Here is a 23258-nt window from a genome sequence, read left to right as displayed (position 1 = left end):
GCCTGAGCGGCGCGGGCGCGGGGAACCCGGCCCGTCACCGGGCCACCGCACCGCGGCCGCCGGACGGCGGCCGCGCCGAGGAGAAGGAGGGACCGTGGAGCCGCAGATCACCGAGGAGGAGACACCCGACCAGGAGTTCACCCTGGAACCCGTCGAGGACCACTACGACCCGACCGCCGACACCTCCGACAACTGCAGCTCCTGCTCCTGTAGCAGGTGAGCGGCGGCAGGCCGGGACGGCGCCCGCCCGGCCTGCCGTGGTGGGGACGAGGCCGCCGCGCCCCGGTCCCCGCCCCGGGTTCATCGCCTCCAGGGAGGACGACGTGGGACTGCACAGGGCCACCGGCCCCGACGACGAGGACGAGGTCAGGACCGGGCCCGCGCGGCGCGTCCCGGCGGTGTACGACGACCTGTTCGCCGAGCCGCCCGGCGGGCGCGCGCTGACCCGGGCGCGGATGCCCGAGCGGATGGCCGACCCGCGCGCCGTCTTCGAGGTGATCAACGCCGAGCTGATGCTGGACGGCGACGCCGCGCAGAACCTGGCGACGTTCTGCACCACCTGGACCGAGGACGAGATCCGCCGGCTCATGGACCTGTGCGTCGCCAAGAACATGATCGACAAGGACGAGTACCCGCAGACCGCCGAGATCGAGGCGCGCTGCGTCCGGATCCTGGCCGACCTGTGGAACTCGCCCGCCGAGGCGACCACGATCGGCTGCTCGACGACCGGGTCCAGCGAGGCGGCGATGCTGGGCGGCCTCGCGATGAAGTGGCGCTGGCGGCAGCGCCGCGCGCGCGAGGGGAAGCCGGCGGACAAGCCGAACCTGGTGTGCGGCCCGGTGCAGATCTGCTGGGAGAAGTTCGCCCGCTACTTCGACGTCGAGCTCCGCCAGATCCCCCTGGAGGACGACGCGACCGGCCTGCGCCCGCACCAGCTCGCCGCGTACGTCGACGAGAACACCATCGGCGTGGTCGCGATCCTCGGCGTCACGTTCACCTGCGACTACGAGCCGGTCGCCGCGATCTCCGCCGAGCTGGACCGCATCCACCGGGAGACCGGCGCGGACGTCCCGGTGCACGTCGACGCGGCCAGCGGCGGGTTCGTCGCGCCCTTCCTGCAACCCGGCCTGGCCTGGGACTTCCGCGTCGGACGCGTCGTGTCGATCAACGCGTCCGGGCACAAGTACGGGCTCGCGCCGCTCGGCGTCGGCTGGGTGGTGTGGCGGGACGCGGCCGAGCTCCCCGAGGACCTGGTCTTCAGGGTGAACTACCTCGGCGGGGACATGCCGACCTTCGCCCTGAACTTCTCCCGTCCCGGCGGTGAGGTCGTCGCGCAGTACTACCTGTTCCAGCGGCTGGGCCGGGAGGGGTACCGGCGCGTCCAGGGGGCGTGCGCCGACACCGCCCGCTGGCTCGGCGAGCGGATCGCCGAGCTCGGGCCGTTCGAGCTGCTCTACGACGGGCGCGGCGCCCTGCCCGCCGTGTCCTACAAGCTCAAGTCGGACCACACCGGCTTCACGCTGTACGACCTGACCGAGCAGCTGCGGGTGCGCGGCTGGCAGGTGCCGTCCTACCCGCTTCCCGCCGACCGGGACGGCACCGTCGTCCAGCGGGTCCTCGTCCGGCACGGCATCGGCCGGGACGAGATCTCCCTCCTGGTCGACGATCTCGAACGCTGCCTGGAGCGCTTGTCCGGCGGCACGACCGGCGCCCCCGCCCGCCCGTCGTTCCACCACTGACCCGCGTTCATGGCCGTTCCTCCCCGGTCGTGCGGGCACGGCCGGACTCGTAGGCGGCGCGGGACTTCGGGAGGAGGGCGCGCCAGAGCGGACGCCAGACGCGTCCGGGCAGGTAGCGGCTGCGTTCCTCGTACGCGACGCGTCCGCGCGGGTGGCCCTTCCAGCCCGCGGAGCCCGCGTCGTAGGCGGTGCGGTACTCGATCCGGCAGACGTGCTTGACGTTCTTGTAGCCGTAGTGCGCCGGGGCGACCAGGCGCAGCGGCGCGCCCTGGCCGGGGGCGAGGGGCGCGCCGTCCAGGGTGTCGGCGAGCAGGACGTCGGGGGCGAGCGCGTCGTCGAGGAGCAGGGTGGACGCGTAGCCGTCCAGGCCGGTGAAGGTGACCCAGCGCACGGCCCGCCCGATCCGCACCTCATGAGTGAGATATGCGTGGACGTCGCGGAACGGCACCCCACCCCAGGCCAGGCCGAGCGCGCTCCAGGTCGTGACGCAGTGCAGGTCCGCGGCCCGTTCCGTCCGTCCCGGGAGCGCGGCGAGCTCCGTGGCGGGGAACTGGCCCGGGTTCCGGACGGCCCCCGTGACCGTCACGACCGCCGCGCCGCGCACGCGCGGGACGACCGGACCGAAACGCGGCAGCCCGAACGGGCGGTGCCCGGCCGGGACCTGGCCCGGCGGCAGACCGGATGCGACGCTCACACGCCCCTCCTTTTTAGAGAGCGATCTCCAATATTCGGGAGCGTACCCCACCGGTACGCTCCCGGCATGGGGCGACCTGCGCGGCACGACCGCGACCGGCTGCTGGACGCGGCGGTCGACCTGGCCTTCGAGGCCGGGCCGGCGGGCGTCACGGTCGCGGCCGTCGCGCGCGCGGCCGGGGCGCCGAGCGGCTCGGTGTACCACCGCTTCCCCAGCGCGGCGGCGCTGCTCGCGGCCGTCTGGCTGCGCGCGCTCGAACGCTTCCAGGACGGATTCGTCGCCGCGGCGACCAGCGGACCGGCCGACCGCGCCGCCCTGGACGCCGCCCGCCACGTGGTCTCCTGGAGCCGCGCCCATCCCCGCGAGGCCCTGGTCCTCCAGTACGGACCACGGGATTTCGGACAAGCCGAATGGCCGGACGCCGACAAGGACCGTCTCGCGCGGGGCAACCGGCGCGTCCGCGAGGCGCTGGACGCCCTCGCCACCCGCCTCGCCGCCCTCCCCGCCGCCCATCCCACCGGCCACCCCGCCCCCCCTGCCGGCCGGCATGGCCTTCCCCCCGACCCCGGACGCGTCGTCCTCGCCGTCGTGGACGTCCCGCAGAGCGTCGTGGCGCGGCACCTCCGCGAGGGGACGCCGATCCCGGCGTCCGCCGATGATCTCGTCGCGGAGACCGCGGCCGTCCTGCTCGGGATCCGCCCCGTGAACTGACTCCCCGGTCAGTCCGCGTCGTGCCTGCTCACCCCCGCAGAAAGGGGTTTCGCGGCCCCCCGGGGACGCGGCCGGAGGTTTCGGTCCATGATCCGCGCTCGCCGGGAGCGCCATCTTCGGGCTCGGGACGGTAGATTGCGGGCCTGGTCTCTCCCTGTTCTTCACAACGACCTTAGGTGTGGCCTGGCAGGGTGGTTGACCTTTGGAGTGGTGTCGACGAACCCGGAGCGAGTGGAGAGACATGTCCGACGACGACAAGCCCCGGGGTGAGCCGGCGGTCAAGGCCAAGCTGCCGAACGCCAAGAACATCCGGAGCCCGGAGTTCACCCCGCACGGCATCAGCGGCGGCCGCACGGGCGGCCAGCCGCTCAAGCCGTCCGCGAAGCCCTCGGGGCTGACGGCCGCCCAGGCCAAGAAGCGGCGCAACATCGCGATCGTGGTCGCGGTCGTCGCCGTGCTCGCGATCGCCGGGGGCACCACCTGGTACGTGACGCGGCCCGCGCCCAAGGTCGAGGTGACCGGGGCGTTCGGGAGCGCGCCGAAGGTGAAGATCCCGGGTTCGATCACGCCGGGCAAGACGCTGAAGGTGACCGAGACGGTCTCCGGCGGCGGCACCAAGATCGGCGCGAACACGCTGGCGCTGCTCCAGTACGAGATCTACAAGTGGGCGCCGAAGGGCTCGTCGGACAAGAAGGGCTCGACCAGCAAGAAGGTGCTGGACACCCGGGAGAAGTCCGAGCTCAACCCGCAGCCCGGCCCGCAGCTGCTGCCGGTCGACAAGCTCCAGGTCAAGGGCCTGAAGAACGGCCTGACGGGCAAGGCCGAGGGCAGCCGCGTCGTGCTGCAGATCCCGCCGGACCAGAGCTTCGACCCGCAGTCCGCGCAGCAGTTCGGCCTGGCCGAGGGCGACTCGGTCGTGTTCGTCGCCGACATCCTCAAGGTCATCCCGACCAACGCCGAGGCGTCCGGCACCGAGCAGAAGCTGACCGACAAGAACCTGCCGACGGTCGAGCCCCAGAAGGGCAAGGAGCCGAAGGTCACCATCCCGAAGGTCGACCCGCCGAAGACCATGCAGGTCAAGACCCTGATCGAGGGCACCGGTCCGGCGACCACCAAGGACGACACCGCGGTGGTGAACTACGTCGGGAAGATCTGGGGCACGGGCAAGAGCTTCGACTCGTCCTGGGAGAAGGGCGCGCCCGCGGCGTTCCCGCTGGCCGACCCGCCGCCCGGCGCGATGCCCGGATTCTTCAAGGGCCTGCGCGACCTGAAGGCCGGCAGCCGCGTGATGCTGATCCTGCCGCCGTCCGACGGCTACGGGAAGGCCGGCAACCCGCAGGCCGGCATCAAGGGCACCGACACGGTCGTGTTCATCGTCGACATCCTCGGGGCGGCCAAGACCGGCTGATCGCCGGCCTCTGACGTCCCGAACGGCGGGGCGGCCCGGAACCGGGCCGCCCCGCCGTTCGTTTTCCGTCCGTCCGGGGTTGTCCGTTAGCGGACAGACCGGGAGCCGTCCGCCTTTCGACGGCCCGTGACCTGGACGTTCTCCGGCACCTCCGAGCCGTTCTCCTCAGGGCGGCCTGTGACCTGTGCCACGCGAACCTCGGGGGCGTTCCCGTCGTCTTCTAGTGGGGGCCATCTGCTTCGATGAGCCGCCCGACGCACCGAACCCCTCGGGTATCGTCGATAACGAAAAAATCACGGGGGGCCAGTGAGCAGCAAGGACAGGACCCCGGGGGGCGATTCGTCCGCCGGGTCGAACAAGGACGTCTCGTCCCGGGCGGGACGGGCCGCGCGGCTCGGCGGCATCGCCGAAAGCCCGAACACCGCCGGGGTCAAGGCCGCCGAGGCCGCCCGCACCGCGGCCGGCACCGCCGGAGCCCCGCCACGAGGACCGCGCAAGCGGCGCAGCCGGGGCGTGCGGTACGCCCGGCGGGCGGCGTTCGCCCTCCTCGGGCTGATCGGCCTCGGGGTCGCCGCGTTCGCCGTGGCCTACCTGCTCACGCCGGTTCCGTCGCCGTCGCAGGCGGCCGTCGCGCAGGGCCCGACGTACTACTACGCGGACGGCAAGACGGTCATCGCCAAGACCGGCACCAACCGTGAGGCCGTGCCGATCAGCCAGGTCCCCAAGAGCGTCCGGGACGCGGTGATCGCCGCCGAGAACCGCAGCTTCTACAGCGACCCCGGCGTCTCGGTGAAGGGCACCGGCCGCGCGCTCTGGTCCACCGCGACCGGCAAGCAGCTGCAGGGCGGCTCGACGATCACCCAGCAGATGGTCCGCAACTACTACGGCGGCATCGGCCAGGAGCGCTCGGTCACCCGCAAGCTCAAGGAGATCATGGTCTCCCTGAAGGTGGGCCGGGAGAAGTCCAAGGACTGGATCCTCGAGCAGTACCTCAACACCATCTACTTCGGCCGCGACGCCTACGGCATCCAGGCCGCCGCGCACGCCTACTACAACAAGGACGTCAAGGACCTCACCCCGTCCGAGGGCGCCTACCTCGCCGCGGCGATCCAGCAGCCGACGCCGTTCGGCGACCCGTCCGGCGCGTCCCTGACCTACGCCAAGCAGCGCTGGCAGGCCGTCGTCGGGAACATGGTCCGCGACAAGGCCCTGACGCCCGCGCAGCAGGCGCAGATGACGTTCCCCGAGCCGCGCAAGCAGAAGCTGAAGAACGTCTACCGCGGCCAGAACGGCTACATGATCAACGTGGCCCGCAAGGAGCTGATCGAGCGCCGCGGCTACACCGAGGACGAGATCAACCGCGACGGCCTGAAGATCGTCACGACGTTCGACAAGAACCTCATGGACGCCGCCAAGCAGGCGGTGAACAACAACGTCCCGAGCGGGATGAGCAAGAAGATCCGCACCGCGCTGGTGTCGGTCGACCCGTCCACCGGGCAGGTGCTCGCCTTCTACGGCGGCCGCAACTACCTCGACGAGATGGGCTCGAGCGTCTGGTACGACTGGGCGCAGCCGGGCTCGGGGTTCAAGCCGATCGTGCTGGCCGCCGCGCTCAAGGACGGCCTCACCCTCGACACCACCGAGGACGGCTCGTCCCCGCAGACCTTCGCGGGCACGCCCCTGCACAACGACTCCGACGAGCAGTTCGGGAACATCAACCTGGTCACGGCCACCGAGCACTCGGTGAACACCGCCTACGTCAACCTCGGCCAGCAGGTCGGGCTCGACAAGGTGACCAAGATGGCCGAGGACCTCGGCATCCCGAAGAGCCAGCTCACCGCGAACGGCGCCAACGCCGCGCCGTCGCTGCCGCTCGGCCCGATCTCCGTCCACCCGATCGAGATGGCCGGGGTCTACTCGACCTTCGCGGCGGGCGGCACGCACCGCACCCCGTACGTGGTCCGCTCCGTCGAGGACAACAAGGGCAGCTCGGACGAGTTCTCCGAGAAGGGCGACAACGTCTTCAGCGACCAGGTCGCGCGGGACGCCACCTACGCGATGCAGAAGGTCGTCGAGGGCGGCACCGGCACCGGCGCCCAGCTCAACGACGGACGTGACGTCGCGGGCAAGACCGGCACCACCAACGGCGGCGCGGCGATCTGGTTCAACGGGTTCATCCCGCAGCTCCAGACGACCGTCGCGATGTTCCGCAGCGACAACAAGCCGCTGAACATCCCGGGCTACGGGTCCTACGGCGGCCAGCTTCCGGCGCAGATCTGGAAGAGCTACATGGGCGACGCGGTCTCCATCAAGAACATCGAGGCCAAGTCGTTCGACCCGCCGTCCATCAACACGGGCTACGACCAGGGGCCGGTGACCAACCGCCCGACCGACACCCCGACGACGAAGGCGCCGACGGGCAAGCCGACCAAGCCCGGCCACAACACGACGCCTCCGGACCAGCCGACCGACCGTCCGACGCACCGTCCCACGGGCAAGCCGACCGGCCCCGGCACGGGTGGCGGCGGCGGTGGAACCGGCGGCGGAGGCGGCACCGGTGGCGGCGGCGGAGGAACCGGCGGCGGTGGCGGTGGTGGAACCGGCGGCGGAGGCGGAGGCGGCGGGGGAACCAACCCCGGCGTCGGCGACCTGGGCTTCTGACCCCACCATCCGACCTGAAGGGGTCCCGAGTTCACTCGGGACCCCTTTCTCATGCCCGCCGAAGGGGCCCGGCGGGTCAGCCGCAGGCGGTGCCGAGGGCGGTGGGGGCGGCGGCGAGCGTCGCGTTGAGCTGCTCGACGTCGCCGGTCGCGACCGTCCCCGCGGCGGCGCGGAGCTTGTCCGCCTGGTCCTTCAGCGCGCTCTTGAGCCGGTCGTCGGACGCCTTGTCCGCCAGACCCGACAGGTTCGCGGCGAGTTGCTCGGTCGGCTGCCGCCACTGCGCGGCGTCCGCCGCCGACACCGCGCGCACACCGCCGATGTACCGCTCGTAGGCCTTCTTCGCGTCTCCGCAGGTCGCGGCCGAGTTCCCGCCGCCCCCGCAGCCCGCGAGCAGTGCCGCCGCGCTCGCCGCCAGCGCTCCCCCGGCCACCAGCGTCCTGATCACCCCGTGCCCCATCGATGCCCTTCCGACTTGATCCTCTTCGCGTCCTCCTATACTTTCGCACCAGGTCATGAGCGCCAGCGTCAAGCCCCGGCTAGCTGGCCGGCAACCCTTCGTCCGCGATGGGGTGCCCCGGGTGAAGACCAGGCCGGACGTGGTTTCGCGTCCCGGCAAGCGCGGATCCCGTCGATCCAGGGCCTGGCCCTCGGGATCCCTGATCCCGAGGAATGCACACGTATGTCCGCTACCGCCCTCGCATCCCCCTTCGCCGGACTCACCCCCTCCGTGATCGGGACGGACGCGCCCGTCCCGCTGGACGACGGCCGCCAGGTCCCCTACGCCAACTTCGACTACGCGGCGAGCGCCCCCTGTCTGGAGGCGGTGCGGGAGGCGATCTCCGAGGCACTGCCGTACTACAGCAGCGTGCACCGGGGCGCGGGCTACGCGTCCCAGGTCACCACGGCCGCGTACGAGAAGGCGCGGGAGACCGTCCGGGGCTTCCTCGGCGCGCGCCGGCGCTCGTCGGTCGTGTTCACCCGCAACACCACCGACGCGATGAACCTCCTCGCGCACTGCGTCCCGTCCGGGACGACCGTCGTGGTGTTCGAGACCGAGCACCACGCGACGCTCCTCCCGTGGCGCCGGGCCGTCCGGCTGCCCGCGCCGTCCTCCCCGACCGAGGCCGTCGCCGCCGCCGGGCGCGCGCTCGCCGAGTCCCCCGCCGGGCCGCGCCTGCTGGTCGTCACCGCCGCGTCCAACGTGACCGGCGAGGTCTGGCCGCTGGCGGAGCTCGCCGCGGTCGCGCGGGCGCACGGCGCGCGCATCGCGGTGGACGCGGCGCAGCTCGTCCCGCACCGCCGCCTGGACATGACCGCGCTCGGCCTCGACTACGTCGCGTTCTCCGGGCACAAGCTGTACGCGCCGTTCGGCGCGGGCGTGCTGGCCGGACGGTCCGACTGGCTCCGCGCGGCCGGGCCGTACCTCAAGGGCGGCGGGGCCACGTCGTCCGTCGACGAGCACGGGGACCGCGCGCACTGGCACGCCGACCCCGAGGCGCGGCACGAGGCGGGCACCCCGAACGTCCTCGGCGTCCTCGCGCTGGCCGCCGCGTGCGAGACGCTCACCGCGACCGGCTGGACGCCGCTCGTGGAGCACGAGGAGCGGCTGCTCGCCCGGCTGCGCTCCGGACTGGCGGGGATCCCGGGTGTGCGTGAGCTCACCCTGTGGGGCGACCGGTCGCCGCGCGTCGGGATCGTGTCGTTCGTCGTGCGCGGCTGGGAGGCGCGCGACCTCGCGCTCGCCCTCTCCGGGCGGTTCGGGATCGGCGTCCGGGACGGGAAGTTCTGCGCGCACCCCTTCGTCCGGCACCTGCTCGACGCGTCCGTGAGCGAGGGCTGCGAGGACGGGCGGAACTCGGCCGTCCGCGCCAGCTTCGGCATCGGCACCACCGAGGCGCACGTCGACCGGCTCATCGACGCGGTCGCGTCCCTCGCCCGAGCCCGCTGACCAGGTCGGCACCCGTGTGGACCAGGGCGGAGAGGTTGCCTCAGGGTTAGAAGTCCGTCACTTTCCGGAGGCCGGGGTCCCCTGGACGGGGCACTGGCCTCCGGCCGATGGCGTAGGAATGTCACCGTCGCGCGCCATACTGGCCCGAGACCGGCTCGAGGGCCGTCCGCGGACCGGCCGACTGGGCGCTTTAGCTCTGTTCGCCCATGTAGCGTAAGCAGGTCCGTAAGGTGCCCAACGGGCCCGCCTCCCGGCGTCGGGGTCCGGGCGGGGGAAGGTCCGGGGCGGGATGAAACAGGGGGGTGGCGACCGTGGCCGACGGCTGGCAACCCACGTCGGAGCTCGAACGCCGACTGGGGGACGCGGTACGGAGCGGCGACCAGGAAGGCTACTTCCGGCTGCTGGCCGAGAGCGAGCTCGTCGTCCCCGTCCCACCCGACATGGTCGACGCCATCCTCGCCAACGAGCGGCAGCCGACCTGGCCCACCCAGGACGAGGACGACCGCACCTTCGTGCTCGTCTACACCTCGCCCACCGCGATGCGCGCCTGCCTCGGCCCGTCCTACCGGCACTACGTCCGGGTGCGCTTCACCGTCCTCGCCGAGACCTGGCCGGACAACAACTGGTGGCTCGCGGTGGACGTCCCGTCCCACGCCGTCCGGAACGTGTCCCTGCCGATAGAGGGCCGCCTCCCCTCCTGGTTCCTCCTCCAGCTCGCGCAGGGCGACGCGCGCCCGCCGCTCGCCGGGCACCACCAGCCCGACCCGTCCGCGCCTCCCGGTGAGGCGCCGGTTCAGGACGGCGCGCACCCGGGTCCCGGCGGCCCCTTCGGGGAGCCCGGCCACGCCGCGCCGGAGAACACGGTTCCGGCGCCGTCCGCCTCCGAGGGGGACGTGTCGGTGGCGGGCAGGTCGACGGGCGGGCCGCAGCAGGCGTCCCGTCCCCGCCTGGACGACCCGCGCGCGACGCTCCCCGACCTGTCGGTCTACACGGGGCGCGACACGTCCGGGCCCGCCGGGGACGAGGGCGAGCCTCCGCTTCCGCCCGGCATGGCCGACATGCCGCCCGTCCCTGAGCCGCCCAGGCCCGCGCAGGCGTCGCCCGCGTCGCCCGCGTCGCCCGCGGTGGCGCCTGTGGTGTCGCCCCTGGAGGCGTCGCCCGCCGCGACGTCCGTGGACCCCATCCCCGTGATCACGCCCCGGCGGGACGCCGACGAGCCCTGGGAGGAGCTCCAGGGCCGGCACCGCGACCTTCCGCGCACCGAGCCGCGCCCGGAGTTCCAGCCCGCCAACGACGTGGAACGTTCGCTGCTGCGCGCCGCGTCCGACAACGACCACGACCTGTTCCTGCAGACCCTCGCCGACGCCGAGGTCCTCGTGCCCGTCGGCCCGGACACCGACTTCACGCTCCGTCCGGGCCGCGCCGCGTTCCAGTGGCGGACCCGCGAGACGGACGGCGTGACCTTCGTCCAGGTGTTCACCTCCCCCGAACGGCTGGCCGACTCCGCCGGAACCGGCGCCGACTCCATCCGCGTCGCGTTCCCGCTGATCCTGCGGTACTGGCCCGCGCACGCGAGCGCGCTCGCGGTCAACCCCGGCTCCCCCGCGGGCGGGACGATCCTGGCCGAGCAGCTCTCCGGCCTCGCGACCTGGGCCGACCAGCGCGCCGCCCGCCGCATGTCGGAGGAGTTCGAGGCGCAGAACGAGGTCGAGCAGCGCCTGTTCGACGCCGCCGTCCGCCGCGACACCGACGCGTTCTTCAAGGTCCTGCTGGGCGCGCAGGTCCTCGTCCCCGCCGAGCCCGAGACCCCGTGGGGCATCACCCCGGACGACCCCGAGTTCCCGTGGCGTCCCACCCGCGTCCACGGCCGCGTCGCGATCCAGCTGTTCACGTCGCTGCGCTGGATGAACGAGGCGGTCGGATCGTCCCGGTTCGTCATGCCGACCTTCCTCGAGGTCGTCGCCGCCTGGCCGGACACCGACTGGACCCTCGTCCTCAACCCCGGCACCCCGGTCGACGCCGCCATCCCCGGCGAGCAGGTCCGGGCCCTCAGCGGCCCCGCCGAGCCGTCCCCGGCCCCCTCCGCCCCTGCGGAACTCCCGGCCGGGCCCGCCTCCGCGGAGCCGTCCGCGCAGGTCAACCCGAACGGCCGGGCGGACGCACTCGACCTCGCCCACGCGAACGGACACCTGCCCCCACCGGAAGCGGCCCCGTCGACCGCGGCCGCGCCCGCCGACGCAGGCACGGACGCGAACGCGGAAGCCGAGACTCCGGCGAGCGCCGACGCGTCCGCCTACTCGAACGCCGCCGGGCTCCCGGACGCGCCTGAGCAGGCCGACGCATCCCCAGGCACGGCACCGTCCGGCTACCCGGACGCACCCGCGAACCCGGACGCGGCCTGGGCCCCAGGCACAGGCACGCCCGGAAACGCGGACACGACCGAGCACACGGACACGACCGAAGGCACACCCACCGTCGGCCCCACGCCCCTCGCTGGAAACGCGAACGGCACCGGGCATGCGGACGTTGTCGTGGACGCAACCCCCGCCGACCCCGCAGGCGTGGATGCCGCCGAACCGTCGAGCGCGGCCGGATACGCGCAGGCCAACGGGCACGGTGACACTCCCGGGCAGGCGGACGCGGCCGGGTATGCCGAGGCCGACGGCCGCACTGACGCAGGCGCGGCCGCGCTCGCAGAGGCCAACGGGCACGGCGACATCGCCGGCCCCACGGAGGCCAACGGGCACGTCGGCGCTGCCGGGCAGGCGGACGTGGTCGGCGGCGGTGACGCCGAGGCTGCGGCGGAGCCTGAGGGCGTGCCCGCGCCCGAAGCGATGTTCGAGCCGGGGAACCGGATCGACCAGGAGTTGTACGAGGCGGCGCTCGGCGGCGACTCCGACGCGTTCCTGCGGGTGCTCCTCGCGGCGAACGTGCTGGTGCCCATCCCGCAGGACGCGCCGTTGCAGGTCACGCCGACGCAGCAGGAGTTCCGCTGGGAGGCGGCGCTGCGCGGCTCGTCCGCCGTGCAGGTGTTCACGTCGCTCGTGCGCCTGCGCGAGGTACTGCCGGAGTCGCGGTTCGTGTACGCCGACTTCCGCGCGCTGATCGCCGCATGGCCGCGCGAGGACTGGGCGATGCTGCTCAACCCCGGCACCCGGATCGGCGCGTCCCTGCGCGGTGACCAGGTGCGGGCGCTCAGCGAGTGGGCGATCCGTGTCGGGCTCGTCCAGCCCGTCCCGGAGGCCGAGCCGGACGCCTCGGCTCTCACGCCCTTCGCTCACACCCCTGGAGCCCGGCAAACCGCGAACGCGGCGGGAACGCCTTCCGGTGCCTCCGGCGAACACGCCGTCAACGCCGGCGCTGGTGTCCAGGGCGTCCCGCACGCGGGCATGCCCGGTGCCGCGCCGGTCGGCCACGTCCCGGACGCGCCTCGGAGCCCCCACGGGGAGGCGCCCGGCGTGCCGGACGCCTCGTCCACCAGGTTCGGCGAAGACGCACGTGGCGGTGTCGGCGCGGACACCGGAGTCGGCGCCCCCACGCAGGATGCGGGCCCAGCGCCTGCCGCCGCCCCCGGGCCCGAAGCCCAGGGCGCGCCTGATGCTCCGTCCAGCGCCTTCGAAACGGACGCACACGGCAGCATCACTGCGAACGCGCCCAGTGGCGTTGTCGCTCCCCCGCAGGGCGCACCCCACGCAGGCCCGTCGGACGCACCGCCCAGCGCCGTCCAAGCGGACGCGCACGGCAGCATCGGCGCAGATGCGCCGGGTCCCGTTGGGGCTCTCCCGCAGGCGGCGCCCCAGGCGGGTCTGCCGGACACTCCGTCCAACGGCTTCGGCACGGACGCACACAGCGCGAACGCGCCGGGTCCCGTAGGTGCTCCCCCGCAGGCGGCGCCCCAGGCAGGTCCGTCGGACGCACCGTCCAATGGCATCGCTGCGAACGCGCCGAGTGGGGTTGTCGCTCCCGCTCAGGGCGCCCCTCACACAGGCCCGTCGGATGCGGCGTCCAGTGCCGTTCAGGCGAGCGCGCCGGGTGGGCCGGGGGCCGGGGTTCCGGGGATGCCCGGTGGGGCTCGGGCCGGGAGGCCGGGCGAGGTCGGGGCGTTCGCCGGGGTCACGGCGTTCGGGGCCGCCGGGGAGCGGCGGCGGGTCGTCGAGGACGGCGACCTCGGGTCCGAGCCGACGATCATGCAGAAGGTCGTCCCGCACGCGCATGTCGCCTGGTATCTGGAGCAGGGGTACGACCGGGTGGGCGGGTTCGTCCATCAGACGGCGGACGTCGCGGAGCTTCAGACGCCCGGGCAGTTGTACGAGACGCTCGGGTTGCTCTACGCGGACGCGCCGTTCTCCGTGGCGGACGAGTCGGTGCACGTGATCCGCTGGCCGGCGTACTGCCCGGACCTGTACCGGGTGCCGTTCGGGGGACGGACCGACGAGGAGGTCGCGTCCTGGGGCGAGGCCGGGTTGGTGCTGGAGCGCCCGCCGTTCACCGGGGCGGGGTTCGCGCCGGGGAGCGCCGGGTCGATCCGGGAGTACAAGGTGGACAGTGTCCGGCTGCCGTTCGGGGCGGAGATGTACGTGCTCGGACGGGACGGGTCGGAGCGGTTCGTGGCGATGTACGACCCCGACCGGCTGGCGTGGCTGCGGCCCGAGGGCGCGACGCCCGCCGGGCGGACGGAGGTGGCGCGGTGAGCCGGGACGGGTACGTGGCGCGCTGGCTCGGGCGGGAGTTCGAGGCGGTGCCGGGCGCGGACGGCGAGATCCGGCTGTACGCGGCGAAGCCGACGGACGGGTTCGAGGAGCTGCGGCCGGACCGGTTCCGGCGGATCGTCCCGGCGTTCGAGCTGGAGTCGCTGCGGTACGTCCGGACGGTGTGCCGGTGGCGCGGCGAGCCGTTCGTGATCGTCGGGGAGCACGACGGGTGGTCGCGGGTCGAGTACGCGGGCGGGCGGTCGCCGGTCGCCGAGGCGCTCGGGCTCGAACGGATCGATCAGGGCGTGTGGCAATCCTGGGCGCCGTCCGGGGAACTCGAGGACGTGCGTGAGGAGTTCCTCTGACGGTAGTGTCCCGATTGCCCGTCCGAATCGGACACGGGGTTGATTTCGGCTGTAGATCCGTGTTCGCATGATTCGGGAACGGGTTCCCGGGTAGAGCGGGACTCGGGCGTTCGACGACGACGCGACGGAGGTGGCCGGGCGTGGCTACGCGGCGGGCAGGCGTACCGGCTCTGAGGGGTCTCGGCGCGGCGGCGGTGGTCGCCGTCGGGGCCTGTACGGTCCTCGCGCTCCCGGCGTCGGCCGATCCGTCTCCGTCCGACTCGCCTTCGAGCACTCCGTCGCCGGCGCCGTTCCAGATGGCGGTGTCCGTGGCGCAGGACGAGGTGAAGGCGGGCCGGTCCGCGACGCTCATCGCGGTCGTGTCGAAGGCCGACAAGGACTTCTCCGGCGCGCAGGTGCTGCTGAGCACGGGCGCCTCGCACGTCGACCTCGACCCGGTGTCCTGCCTGGGCGGCGCTCCGCTGAGCTCCTCGCACGGCTGCGACCTCAAGTCCGTGACGTCGCCGACCATGATCGTCCGGCAGAGTTTCACGCTCGCGCCCGGATACGTGAAGAAGAAGACGGCCGTGACGGTGAACGTCTCGCTCGTCCAGGGCGGCAAGGTGATCGCGCCGGGCAAGGGCACGGTCGTGTTCGACCCGCTGCCGAGCCCGTCGCCGACGCCGACCAGCCCGAAGCCGACGACGCCCAAGCCGTCCAAGCCCGGAGCCACGGCGAAGCCGACGACGTCGAAGAGCCCGAACACCAGTGGCGGCGGCGGTTCGAACAACAGCGGCGGCGGGACGAACAACACCACGAGCCCGAGCAGCACCTACACCCCGCCGAGCACCAACGGCACGTTCAACGGGACGAACAACCCGCAGGTCGCGCTGCCGCCGATCTCCTCGAACGCGCCGAGCCCGACGGTCGCCGCGCCGGACACGTCCCTCGCGAGCCCGCAGAGCACGCTGCGCGCCAACACGCGTCCGATCGCTCAGGAGATGTCGTTCCAGCGGGTCGCCAGCACGCAGATCGCGTGGCTCGCGGCGCTCCTGGTGGCGTGCTCGCTCCTGCTGACGCAGCTGCGCCTGGGCCGCCGCCGCCCCGCCCCGTCGGGCGCGGCCGCCGCCAAGCGCGCCAAGGCCGGCGCCCACCGCCGCCCCCGCAACGGCTCCTTCGGCAAGTGACCCGCGCCGGCTCCCGCCCAGGCGAAGCGGCGCGGTGAGCGCCGCTTTCGGCTCGCGGGTGCGGATTCAGCGGGAGCGGACGAGGTCGTGGCAGGCGATGGCGGCCGCCGCGACGACGTTGAGGGAGTCGACGCCGTTCGCGAGCGCCGCGTCGCTCATCGGGATGCGGACGAGCCGGTCGGCCTCGTCCATCCAGTGGGACGAGAGGCCGTCGCCCTCGGAGCCGAGCATGAGCGCGGCGCGGTCGCCGAAGTCCGCCTCGTCCAGGGGGACGGCGGACGCGTCGGGGGTGAGGGCGAACAGCCCGAACCCGGCGGCGCGGAGAACACCCAGGTCGTCCCGCCAGTTGGTCATCCGCGCGTACGGGACGGCGAACACCGCGCCCATCGACACCTTCACCGAGCGCCGGTAGAGCGGGTCGGCGCAGCGCGGCGCGAGAACGACCGCGTCCACCCCGAGCGCCGCCGCGCACCTGAAGATCGCGCCGACATTTCCATGATCCACCAAGTCCTCGAGGACGAGGACGCGGCGGGCGGTCGCGACGACGTCCTTCACCGGCGGGAGCGGGAGGCGCTGGAGGGACGCGAGGGCGCCGCGGTGGACGGGGAATCCGGCGACGGCCTCGACGACGTCGTCGTCGGCGACGTAGACGGGGGCGTCGACGCCGGAGAGGAGGTCGGCGAGGGGGTCGAGCCAGCGGCGGGCCATCAGCAGCGACCGGACGGGGTGACCGGTGCCGATCGCGCGCCGGATGACCTTCTCGCCCTCGGCGATGAACAGGCCGTGCTCGGCCTCCAGGCTCTTGCGCAGGTTCACGTCCCGCAGCCGGGTGTAGTCGGCGAGGCGGGGATCGGCGGGGTCGGTGACCGGAACCTGATGGACCATCCCCCCATTGTGCCTGTTCAGGGAAGTTGCAGGCGCGCGAACAGGGCGCGGTGGTCGCTTCCGGGCAGGTCGAGGATCCTGACGTCGCGGACCGCGCAGCGCCGGTCGAGCAGGACGTGGTCGATGGTCAGCGGCGGCCCCGCCTGCCCGACTCCCCAGGTCGGGACCAGGCCCCGGCCCACCCGGTCGGCGGCGTCGGCGTAGCCGCGTCCGATGAGGCGGCGGAGGGTGGCGTGGTCGAGCGTGGCGTTGAAGTCCCCGGCGAGGACGCGGGTCACGCCGTCCTCCGGGGCCCCTCCGCCGGACGCGCTCGCCGTGGTCCCGCCGGACGGGAGTTCGCCCAGGTCGCGCCTCCAGTCGCCGAGCGACTCGGCGTTGATCGGCGGGACGGGGTGGACGGCGGTGATCTGGACGCGCCGTCCTCCGGGCAGCGTGAACTCGGCGGACGGCATGGCCATCTGCGTCTTGGGCAGGGACGGCAGCGCGCGCAGGGGGTACTTGGAGTAGAGGCCGGATCCGGCCGCGCCCCACCGCGTGTCGGTCACCTTGTAGGGCAGCAGCCCGGTCAGCCCGGCGCCCTCGAACTTGGCGACGGCCTCCGGCGGGTACTCCTGGAGGCTGAGGACGTCGGCGTCCATCCGCCGGACGAGGTCGACGATCCGCGCCGGGTCGCCCGAGCCGAACTTCAGGTTCGCGCTGAGAACCCGCAGCTCAGGACCCCGGGCGGCGGGCTGTCCGCCGGGGACGGCGCGGGGCAGGACGGCCGCGAGCAGCCCGGCGGTGACCAGTCCGGCGGCGATCGCCGCACGCGGACGCCGCAGGACGAGCGCCGCGACGACCGGGATCGGCGCGGTCGCGGCGACGTACGGCGTGACCGCCAGCACCGGCGCCGCGAACACCCCGAGGCCCGGGATCCGGTCGCCGTCCGACCAGCGCAGCAACGCGAACGCCCCCCAGCCGGCCGCTCCGCCCCAGGCCACCCAGCTCCGCCACGCCCGCCCGCGCGCCTTCCGCCGCGCCTTCCCCCCGCCCCGGATCCCCCGCACCGAGAAACGAGCGATCACGTCACCCCTGGTCAGAGGGCGCTGCCCGGCCGGGCTGTCGCTGCTGGGCCGGGTGGGCGCCGCGGGTTGCCCTGGTGATCGTCCGGTCGGGTTGTCGTCGCTGGTCTCGCTCACGCCCGCTCCCCCGGTCGCGCGGCTCTCGGCGGGCCGCGTCGTATGAAGCCGCTCAGGTCTCCATCCTCTGGGACGAACGGGCGCGGAGGAGAGTTGCCCTCCCGTGGACGGCCCGTCCGGTCGTCCGGCGAAGCGTCTCGGGCCCGGATCCGGGCCCGGCCGGGAGGCGGCGCGGGGGCGCGAGGGGGCCGCCGGGGAGGGGGCCGGAGGGCCCGGGGCGGCGTCGTTCCGGGGGTCGCGGGGCGCTCGGCGGGAGGCCCACCGACGCCATGAACCAAGGGGACATATGCTCATGACCTGCGCCATCATGGTTTTTTGAGGTCTTTGTAACCGCTGGGCCGGACTACTACAGTGCCGTGGAACATCGACGGGTTTCTGCTGAAACGAGGACAGCCGTGAACGGACGTCATCGCAATGACCTCCCGGAAGGGACGCCGGGCGACGGCGGGCGTGACGACGCCCGGCCGCCCCACGACCCTGCCGACGAGGGCCGGGCGTCCTCCGACTGGTTCAGCGCGCGGGGCGGCGTCACGGGCGAGCCGCAGCAGCCCGCCGGCGACTCCGGCGGATACCTGTTCGGGCCGTCCACCCCGCCGGGGCAGGGCGCCTACCAGCCCGGTCCGCCCCCGAGCCCGGGGGCGGGCGCCTATCCGTCGCGTCCGTCGCCGAACGCGGGGCAGGGCGGGTTCCCGACCGGTCCCGCCACCACCGGTCCCGCCACCACTGGTCCCGCCGCCACCGGTGCGGGGACGCCCGAGTGGTTCGGACGCCAGGACTCCGGTTCGCAGCCCGCCTACGGTGGGCCGGGCGGGTTCTCCGGCGCGTCCGACGCGGGTGGTTACGGCCTCGGGCGGCAGGGCGCCGCGGGCGGTGAGTACGGCGGTGAGTACGGCGGCGGGCACTTCGGCGCGGACGGCTCGGGCGAGGCGCGGTACGGGCAGGAGGGCGCTTCCCGTCGAGGCCCCCTCCGGTCCGGCTTCGGCGACTCGGGGTACGGCGACGAGGAGGACACGCTCGGACGTTCCGGCGAGCGCCCGACCGGTTTCTTCGGCGGACGCGCCGGAGACCCGGGCGACGGCTCCGGCGGCTCTGGTGGTTATGGCGGCTCTGGTGGTCATGGCGGCTCCGATGGTTCCGGCGGTTACGGTTCCGGCGGTTATGGAGGCGGCGGTTTCGGGGACGGCCCGGACGGCTACGACCCCGGACGCCGTAAGCGCAAGCGCAGCCTGTCCACGCTGATCGGCCCGATGGCGGGCGCGGTCGGCCTGGCGCTGCTGTGCGGCGTCGGCGTGTACGCGTTCGCCGAGAGCGGCGGCGGCTGCTCCGGCGACAACGCGATCAACCTGCGGGTCGCGGTGTCCCCGGACATCGAGCCCGCCGTGGTCAAGGCCGCCGGGCGGTTCAACGACGACCGGCGCAAGGTCGGCAAGAAGTGCGTCAAGGCGACGGTCACCCGGAGCCGTCCGTACGAGGTGTCGACCGTCCTGTCCGGGACGGCCGTGGACCAGGGCGGCGACCAGCGTCCGGACGTGTGGATCCCCGACTCCTCGCTGTGGACGTCGCTGGTGCACGGCAACGCCAAGGGCGGCGCGCCGGTCGAGCGGACCAAGACGTCGGTCGCGACGAGCCCGCTGGTGATCGGGCTGCCCGGCACGCTCGCGTCGACGCTGAGGAAGCAGGGCGTCACGGCCACGCCGTCGTGGGACAACCTGCTGAAGGCGGCGGGCGGCGTCCAGGGCGGCGGCGTCACCAAGAACCAGATGATCCCGCCGGACATGATCCGGCTGCTCGTCCCCGACCCGGGACGCAACGGCGCGGGCATGATGGCGCTGATGGTCACCAACATCCTGCTGGCCAGCGACGCCAACAAGGACTCGATCTTCACCGGGATCGTCCGGACCGTCCGGGAGAGCACCGTCCCGACGGTGGAGGACCAGTTCAAGCAGTTCCACAAGGGGCAGCGCGCCCGCCAGCCGGTTGCGCTGTCGTCGGAGCAGGCGCTGTTCAAGTACAACAGGTCCGGCCCGTCCGAGTCCGCGCAGGCGCTGTATCCCGACGACGGCACGCTGATGTTCGACTACCCGTTCACCGTCACGACGGCGGACGCCGACCGGCAGCGGGCCGCGCACCTGCTCGAGCAGGCGATGAACACCGACGCGACCCGGTCGGACGTGCGCGAGCTCGGGTTCCGGTCGGCGGACGGCAAGGCGCCGTCCGCGTTCGGGCCGAAGCTCGGCGTGGACGCGGGCCGGGTGCGCCAGCTGCCCGCGCCGAAGTCCGCGGACGTCGGCGAGGTCATGCAGGCGTGGTCGAAGCTGTCGCTGGGCCTGCGGATGCTGACGCTGATCGACGTGTCCGGCTCGATGGTGGCGCCGGTCGCGCCGAACACCAACCGGCTCCAGGCGATCCAGCAGGTCGCGCAGGGCGGCCTGAGCATGATGTCGAACGACACCGAGCTCGGCGTCTGGATGTTCTCCACGAACATGGGCACCGGCGGCGTCCCGTACAAGGAGGCCGTGTCGGTCGGCCCGCTCGGCGAGCGGATCGGGTCGAGCACCCGGCGGACGATGATCCTGTCGCAGTTCCAGCAGATGAAGCCGAAGAAGGACGGCGACACGGGCATCTACCGGTCCGTCCTCGCGGCCTACAGGTACATGAAGCGGACGTACAAGCCGGAGTTCGGGACGTCGATCGTGCTGCTCACCGACGGCACCAACGACGACAAGAACGGCCCGACGCTGAAGGAGACGCTCGCCAAGCTGAAGGCCGAGAAGGACCCGAACAAGCCGATCCAGGTGAACATGATCGGTTTCGGGCCGGACACGAACCCGGCCGAGCTGAAGCAGATCGCGCAGCTCACCGGGGGTGACGTCGAGGTCGCGAAGACCCCGCAGGAGATCAGCCGGATCTTCCTGGCGATGCTCTCCCGCCGCATCAAGCAGTAACCCCCGCACCCCACTCCGCGAACGGCCCCGCGCTCCACCCCGCGACGGCCCCGCCGGCGATCGACGTCGGCGGGGCCGTTCGCCGTCCCGCCGCTCCCCCGGGACCCTGGTCGCGCTCGTCACGGAACGAGCACGGGAGGTCGCCCGAAATCACCGAAATTTCTCTGGCAACCCGTGTCAACCAGACGGCGGGGTCGGCCGTCTTTCTGTGTGGAGGCCCGACGGGGAGCGGGGCCGTCGGGCCTCCGCATACTCTCCACGCCTCTTCTTCCGGCGGGTCTTCCCCGGGGCCGTTCGGCCTTCCGCCCGTCCTAGGCATCACCGCTCCGCCGAGCGATCCGGCGGCCCCGGCGGCACTCCCCGCGCGCCGCCCCGGTTTCCGCGCCAGGCTGCGAGCGCTCCCCGAATCCCCTGTGCCCAGCCTGCGGGAGGACCTCGTGTCCGGTTGGCCAACGCTCGATCGCCGGGACGACGAACGACTGGCACGTTCTCTGGCCAGATCGGGGGAGCACGTCCTGTCCGGACCGCCGCCGGGCGACGCGACCGCGCCGTTCCAGGCGGCCGGCACGTTCCAGGCGGCCGACACCGATGCGCTCGCGCGCCTGGTGGACGCCTATGCCGCGCGCCTGTTCGACTACTGCCACGCGCTGCTGCGCGACCAGGAGCAGGCGGCGCGCGCGCTGCACGCGGCGCTGCTCGCCGCCTACGCGCACGCGGGGCGGCTGAGTGATCCGGCGAGCTTCCGCGCGTGGCTGTACGCGCTCGCCCGGAACGAGTGCCTGCGCCGGTTGCGCGATCCGCGGCGTCCGGCGGAGCGCCGTGAGGCCGCCGAGGTCGAGGACGTGTTCCTGGACGACGCGGAGCGCACCCGCCGCCTGGCGACCCGCCGCCTCGTCCACGCCGCCCTCGGCGACCTGCGGGGGCCCGAGCGCGAGTCGCTCGACCTGCTGCTGCGGCACGGCCTGGAGGCCTCCGAGGTCGGGGCCGTCCTCGACCTGCCGCCGGCGCGCGCCGACGAGCTGATCCGGCAGGCCCGCCACCGCCTGGACGAGGCGCTCGCCGTCGCCGTCATCGCCCGCACCGGACGCGACGACTGCCCCGAGGTCGCCGCGATCACCGGAAGCGCCGTGGGCGAGGCGCCGCTGCCGCCGGCGGCGGTGCGGCGGCTGTCCCGGCACATCGAGGCGTGCCCGGTGTGCCGCGAGCGCCGGAGCCGGACGGTCTCGACCACGCGGCTCCTGCAGGTGCTGCCGATCGCGCTGATGCCCGCCGACCTGCGTCCGGCCGTGCTGTCCGCCGCATCCGATCCGGCGCGGTTCGACCGGCTGCCGGCCGCCGCCGACCGCGCCGAGCCGTTCGACGAGGACGGCTGGCCGGTCTCCCTCGACGGCTCCGGATCCGGGGACGGCGAGGACGAGGCGCGGCGGCAGCCTCCGCGTTTCTGGCCCGCCCTGGCCGCCGCGGCGGCGGTCCTGCTGATCGTCGGTGTCGGGTTCCTGCTGATGCCGGGCTCGTCCGGGGGCACGAACGCGAACGGGACGCCGCACCCGTCCGGGAGCAGTGAGGCGGATCCGTCCGACACGCCGGACTCGTCATCCGGGCCGTCCGAAACCCCGTCTCCGACGCGGAGCGGGTCGCCCTCGCCGACGGTGTCGTCCACGTCGCCGCCCCCGCGCTCGCCGAGTCCGGCGCACCGGTCTCCGCGTCCGGTCGTCTCGCACTCGACGCCGCCGCCCGAGCCGTCGCACACGGTTCCGGCCGGACGTCTCGCCGTGTCCCCGGGGAGCTGCGCGCTGTCCGCGCAGAAGACGGAGTGCCCGGTCACCGTCGTGGCCATCGGGGGCCCCGTGACCTGGAGCGTCGGCGCGGCGTCGCCGCTCAGCGCGTCCGGCGGCGGCACGCTCCACGCGGGCGGGACGGGCCATGCGACGATCACGCTGACCGCCTGCGACGCGAGCGGTTCCGGCACCGTCTCGTTCACCCCGGGCGGGAGCGTCTCGGTGTCGTGGACGTGCCAGTAGCCGGGGAGTGCGCGTCCGGCGTGAACGGGTGAGCGAGACGATCACGTTCGGCTCCTCCGCCGCCACGCACCGCGAGTGACGGCGGGCCTCCGAGACGGCAGGGAGATTTTCCTCACACTCCCGCAAACGCGATGGTCAGCGGGTAGGAGCGCCCGCGGAACAGGGCCTCTCGGTCGTCCGAAATGCGGCATGGCGCCAATCGGACGGCGAGCGGTGGCAAGATCGGTCAACCAGGAAGCCGGTCCGCCATCGGGCCGGTGCGGGAAGTGACCGCCGCGGGCTTCGACCGCGGACTCATCCGGGAGGCAGCACGTGACCGGTCGGGCCGTGCCCGGTGCGATCGACGACGCCCGGCTCGTGGAAGCGCTGCGCACGGGCGACGTCATCGCGCTCAGCGAGGTGTACGACACCTTCGCGCCGCCGCTGTTCGACTACTGCCACGGCCTGCTCCGCGACCGTGTCGAGGCGGCGGGCGCGCTGCGCCACTGCCTGTTCTCCGCGCGCGAGCACGTCACCGCGCTGCGCGAGCCCGCGCGGCTGCGCGGCTGGCTCTACGCGATCGCGCGCAAGGAGAGCCTGCGCCGCCGCGACGACCCGGCGCGCAGCACCGGCCAGGAGGCCCCCGAGGCGGGCGCGGGCGAGATGTCCCGGCAGGAGCGCGGGCGGCTGGCCGAGCGGCGCGAGCTCGCGCACGCGGCCCTCGGCGCGCTCGGCGGACGCGAGCACGAGATGCTCGACCTGGCCGTCCGGCACGGGCTGACCGCCCCCGACCTCGCCAAGCTCTTCGGGACGGCCCCGGACGAGGCGGACGCCGCGCTCCGCGAGGCCCGCGCCGCGCTCACCGCC

The 23258-nt window shown here is 73.6% G+C and carries 16 protein-coding genes and 1 riboswitch; of the genes, 12 read left to right on the top strand and 4 right to left on the bottom strand.

Annotated elements, in window-relative coordinates; genetic code table 11:
- Positions 1-220 (top strand): hypothetical protein (locus tag EBO15_RS46515; RefSeq protein WP_233616687.1); only part of this gene is annotated, 220 nt, incomplete at its 5' end.
- 103 nt (positions 221-323) lie between these two features.
- On the top strand, positions 324-1739 hold the full coding sequence (locus tag EBO15_RS36470; protein WP_325051969.1) for a glutamate decarboxylase: 1416 nt from the start codon (positions 324-326) through the stop codon (positions 1737-1739).
- Positions 1740-1746: 7 nt separating this feature from the next.
- Here EBO15_RS36470 and EBO15_RS36465 read toward each other — a convergent pair whose 3' ends face one another.
- Positions 1747-2433 (bottom strand): molybdopterin-dependent oxidoreductase, encoded by a 687-nt coding sequence (locus tag EBO15_RS36465; protein WP_122199035.1) that lies wholly within the window; start codon positions 2431-2433, stop codon positions 1747-1749.
- A gap of 66 nt (positions 2434-2499) precedes the next feature.
- Between EBO15_RS36465 and EBO15_RS36460 the strand changes: the two genes are divergently transcribed.
- The 3 genes from EBO15_RS36460 (at position 2500) to EBO15_RS36450 (ending at position 7213) form a co-directional block, all read left to right on the top strand.
- Positions 2500-3144 (top strand): TetR family transcriptional regulator, encoded by a 645-nt coding sequence (locus EBO15_RS36460; RefSeq protein ID WP_122199034.1) that lies wholly within the window; start codon positions 2500-2502, stop codon positions 3142-3144.
- A 241-nt stretch (positions 3145-3385) separates the two neighbouring features.
- Entirely contained in the window at positions 3386-4552 is a 1167-nt protein-coding gene (locus EBO15_RS36455) for an FKBP-type peptidyl-prolyl cis-trans isomerase (RefSeq protein WP_122199033.1), read from the top strand.
- Between the two features lie 306 nt (positions 4553-4858).
- Complete coding sequence (locus tag EBO15_RS36450; protein WP_199745030.1) at positions 4859-7213, top strand: transglycosylase domain-containing protein; 2355 nt, start codon at positions 4859-4861, stop codon at positions 7211-7213.
- A gap of 76 nt (positions 7214-7289) precedes the next feature.
- Here the strand turns inward: EBO15_RS36450 and EBO15_RS36445 are convergent, their stop codons facing one another.
- Entirely contained in the window at positions 7290-7670 is a 381-nt protein-coding gene (locus tag EBO15_RS36445; RefSeq protein ID WP_122199032.1) for a hypothetical protein, read from the bottom strand.
- A 51-nt stretch (positions 7671-7721) separates the two neighbouring features.
- Positions 7722-7838, top strand: a riboswitch (SAM riboswitch).
- A gap of 54 nt (positions 7839-7892) precedes the next feature.
- Here EBO15_RS36445 and EBO15_RS36440 point away from each other — a divergent pair.
- The 4 genes from EBO15_RS36440 to EBO15_RS36425 all read left to right on the top strand — a co-directional run bounded on the left by EBO15_RS36440 (position 7893) and on the right by EBO15_RS36425 (position 15383).
- A complete protein-coding gene (locus tag EBO15_RS36440) occupies positions 7893-9161 on the top strand; it encodes an aminotransferase class V-fold PLP-dependent enzyme (RefSeq protein WP_122199031.1) in 1269 nt (422 codons plus the stop codon).
- A 302-nt stretch (positions 9162-9463) separates the two neighbouring features.
- Positions 9464-13852, top strand: a complete 4389-nt coding sequence (locus tag EBO15_RS36435; protein ID WP_122199030.1) for an SseB family protein — start codon at positions 9464-9466, stop codon at positions 13850-13852.
- Positions 13849-14217, top strand: a complete 369-nt coding sequence (locus tag EBO15_RS36430; RefSeq protein WP_122199029.1) for a hypothetical protein — start codon at positions 13849-13851, stop codon at positions 14215-14217. Before EBO15_RS36435 ends, EBO15_RS36430 begins: the two co-directional genes overlap by 4 nt.
- Before the next feature lie 308 nt (positions 14218-14525).
- Positions 14526-15383, top strand: coding sequence for a hypothetical protein (locus tag EBO15_RS36425; protein WP_147481822.1), 858 nt, complete (start codon positions 14526-14528; stop codon positions 15381-15383).
- 66 nt (positions 15384-15449) lie between these two features.
- Here EBO15_RS36425 and EBO15_RS36420 read toward each other — a convergent pair whose 3' ends face one another.
- Positions 15450-16268: a TrmH family RNA methyltransferase gene (locus EBO15_RS36420; protein WP_122199027.1), complete on the bottom strand. Its 819-nt coding sequence runs from the start codon at positions 16266-16268 to the stop codon at positions 15450-15452.
- A gap of 17 nt (positions 16269-16285) precedes the next feature.
- Positions 16286-17446, bottom strand: coding sequence for an endonuclease/exonuclease/phosphatase family protein (locus tag EBO15_RS36415; protein WP_147481821.1), 1161 nt, complete (start codon positions 17444-17446; stop codon positions 16286-16288).
- A 395-nt stretch (positions 17447-17841) separates the two neighbouring features.
- On the opposite strand from EBO15_RS36415, the gene EBO15_RS36410 reads away from it, so the two are divergent.
- From EBO15_RS36410 to EBO15_RS36400, 3 genes are all read left to right on the top strand, one after another.
- Positions 17842-20391 (top strand): substrate-binding domain-containing protein, encoded by a 2550-nt coding sequence (locus EBO15_RS36410; RefSeq protein ID WP_122199025.1) that lies wholly within the window; start codon positions 17842-17844, stop codon positions 20389-20391.
- Positions 20392-20828: 437 nt separating this feature from the next.
- Entirely contained in the window at positions 20829-22412 is a 1584-nt protein-coding gene (locus EBO15_RS36405; protein ID WP_147481820.1) for a sigma-70 family RNA polymerase sigma factor, read from the top strand.
- Positions 22413-22724: 312 nt separating this feature from the next.
- On the top strand, positions 22725-23258 hold a 534-nt coding region (locus EBO15_RS36400; RefSeq protein ID WP_233616686.1), incomplete at its 3' end, for an RNA polymerase sigma factor.

It is taken from the genome of Actinomadura harenae (assembly GCF_003696215.1).
Taxonomy (GTDB): Bacteria; Actinomycetota; Actinomycetes; order Streptosporangiales; family Streptosporangiaceae; genus Spirillospora; species Spirillospora harenae.
This window is presented reverse-complemented; position numbering and strand designations above follow the sequence as displayed.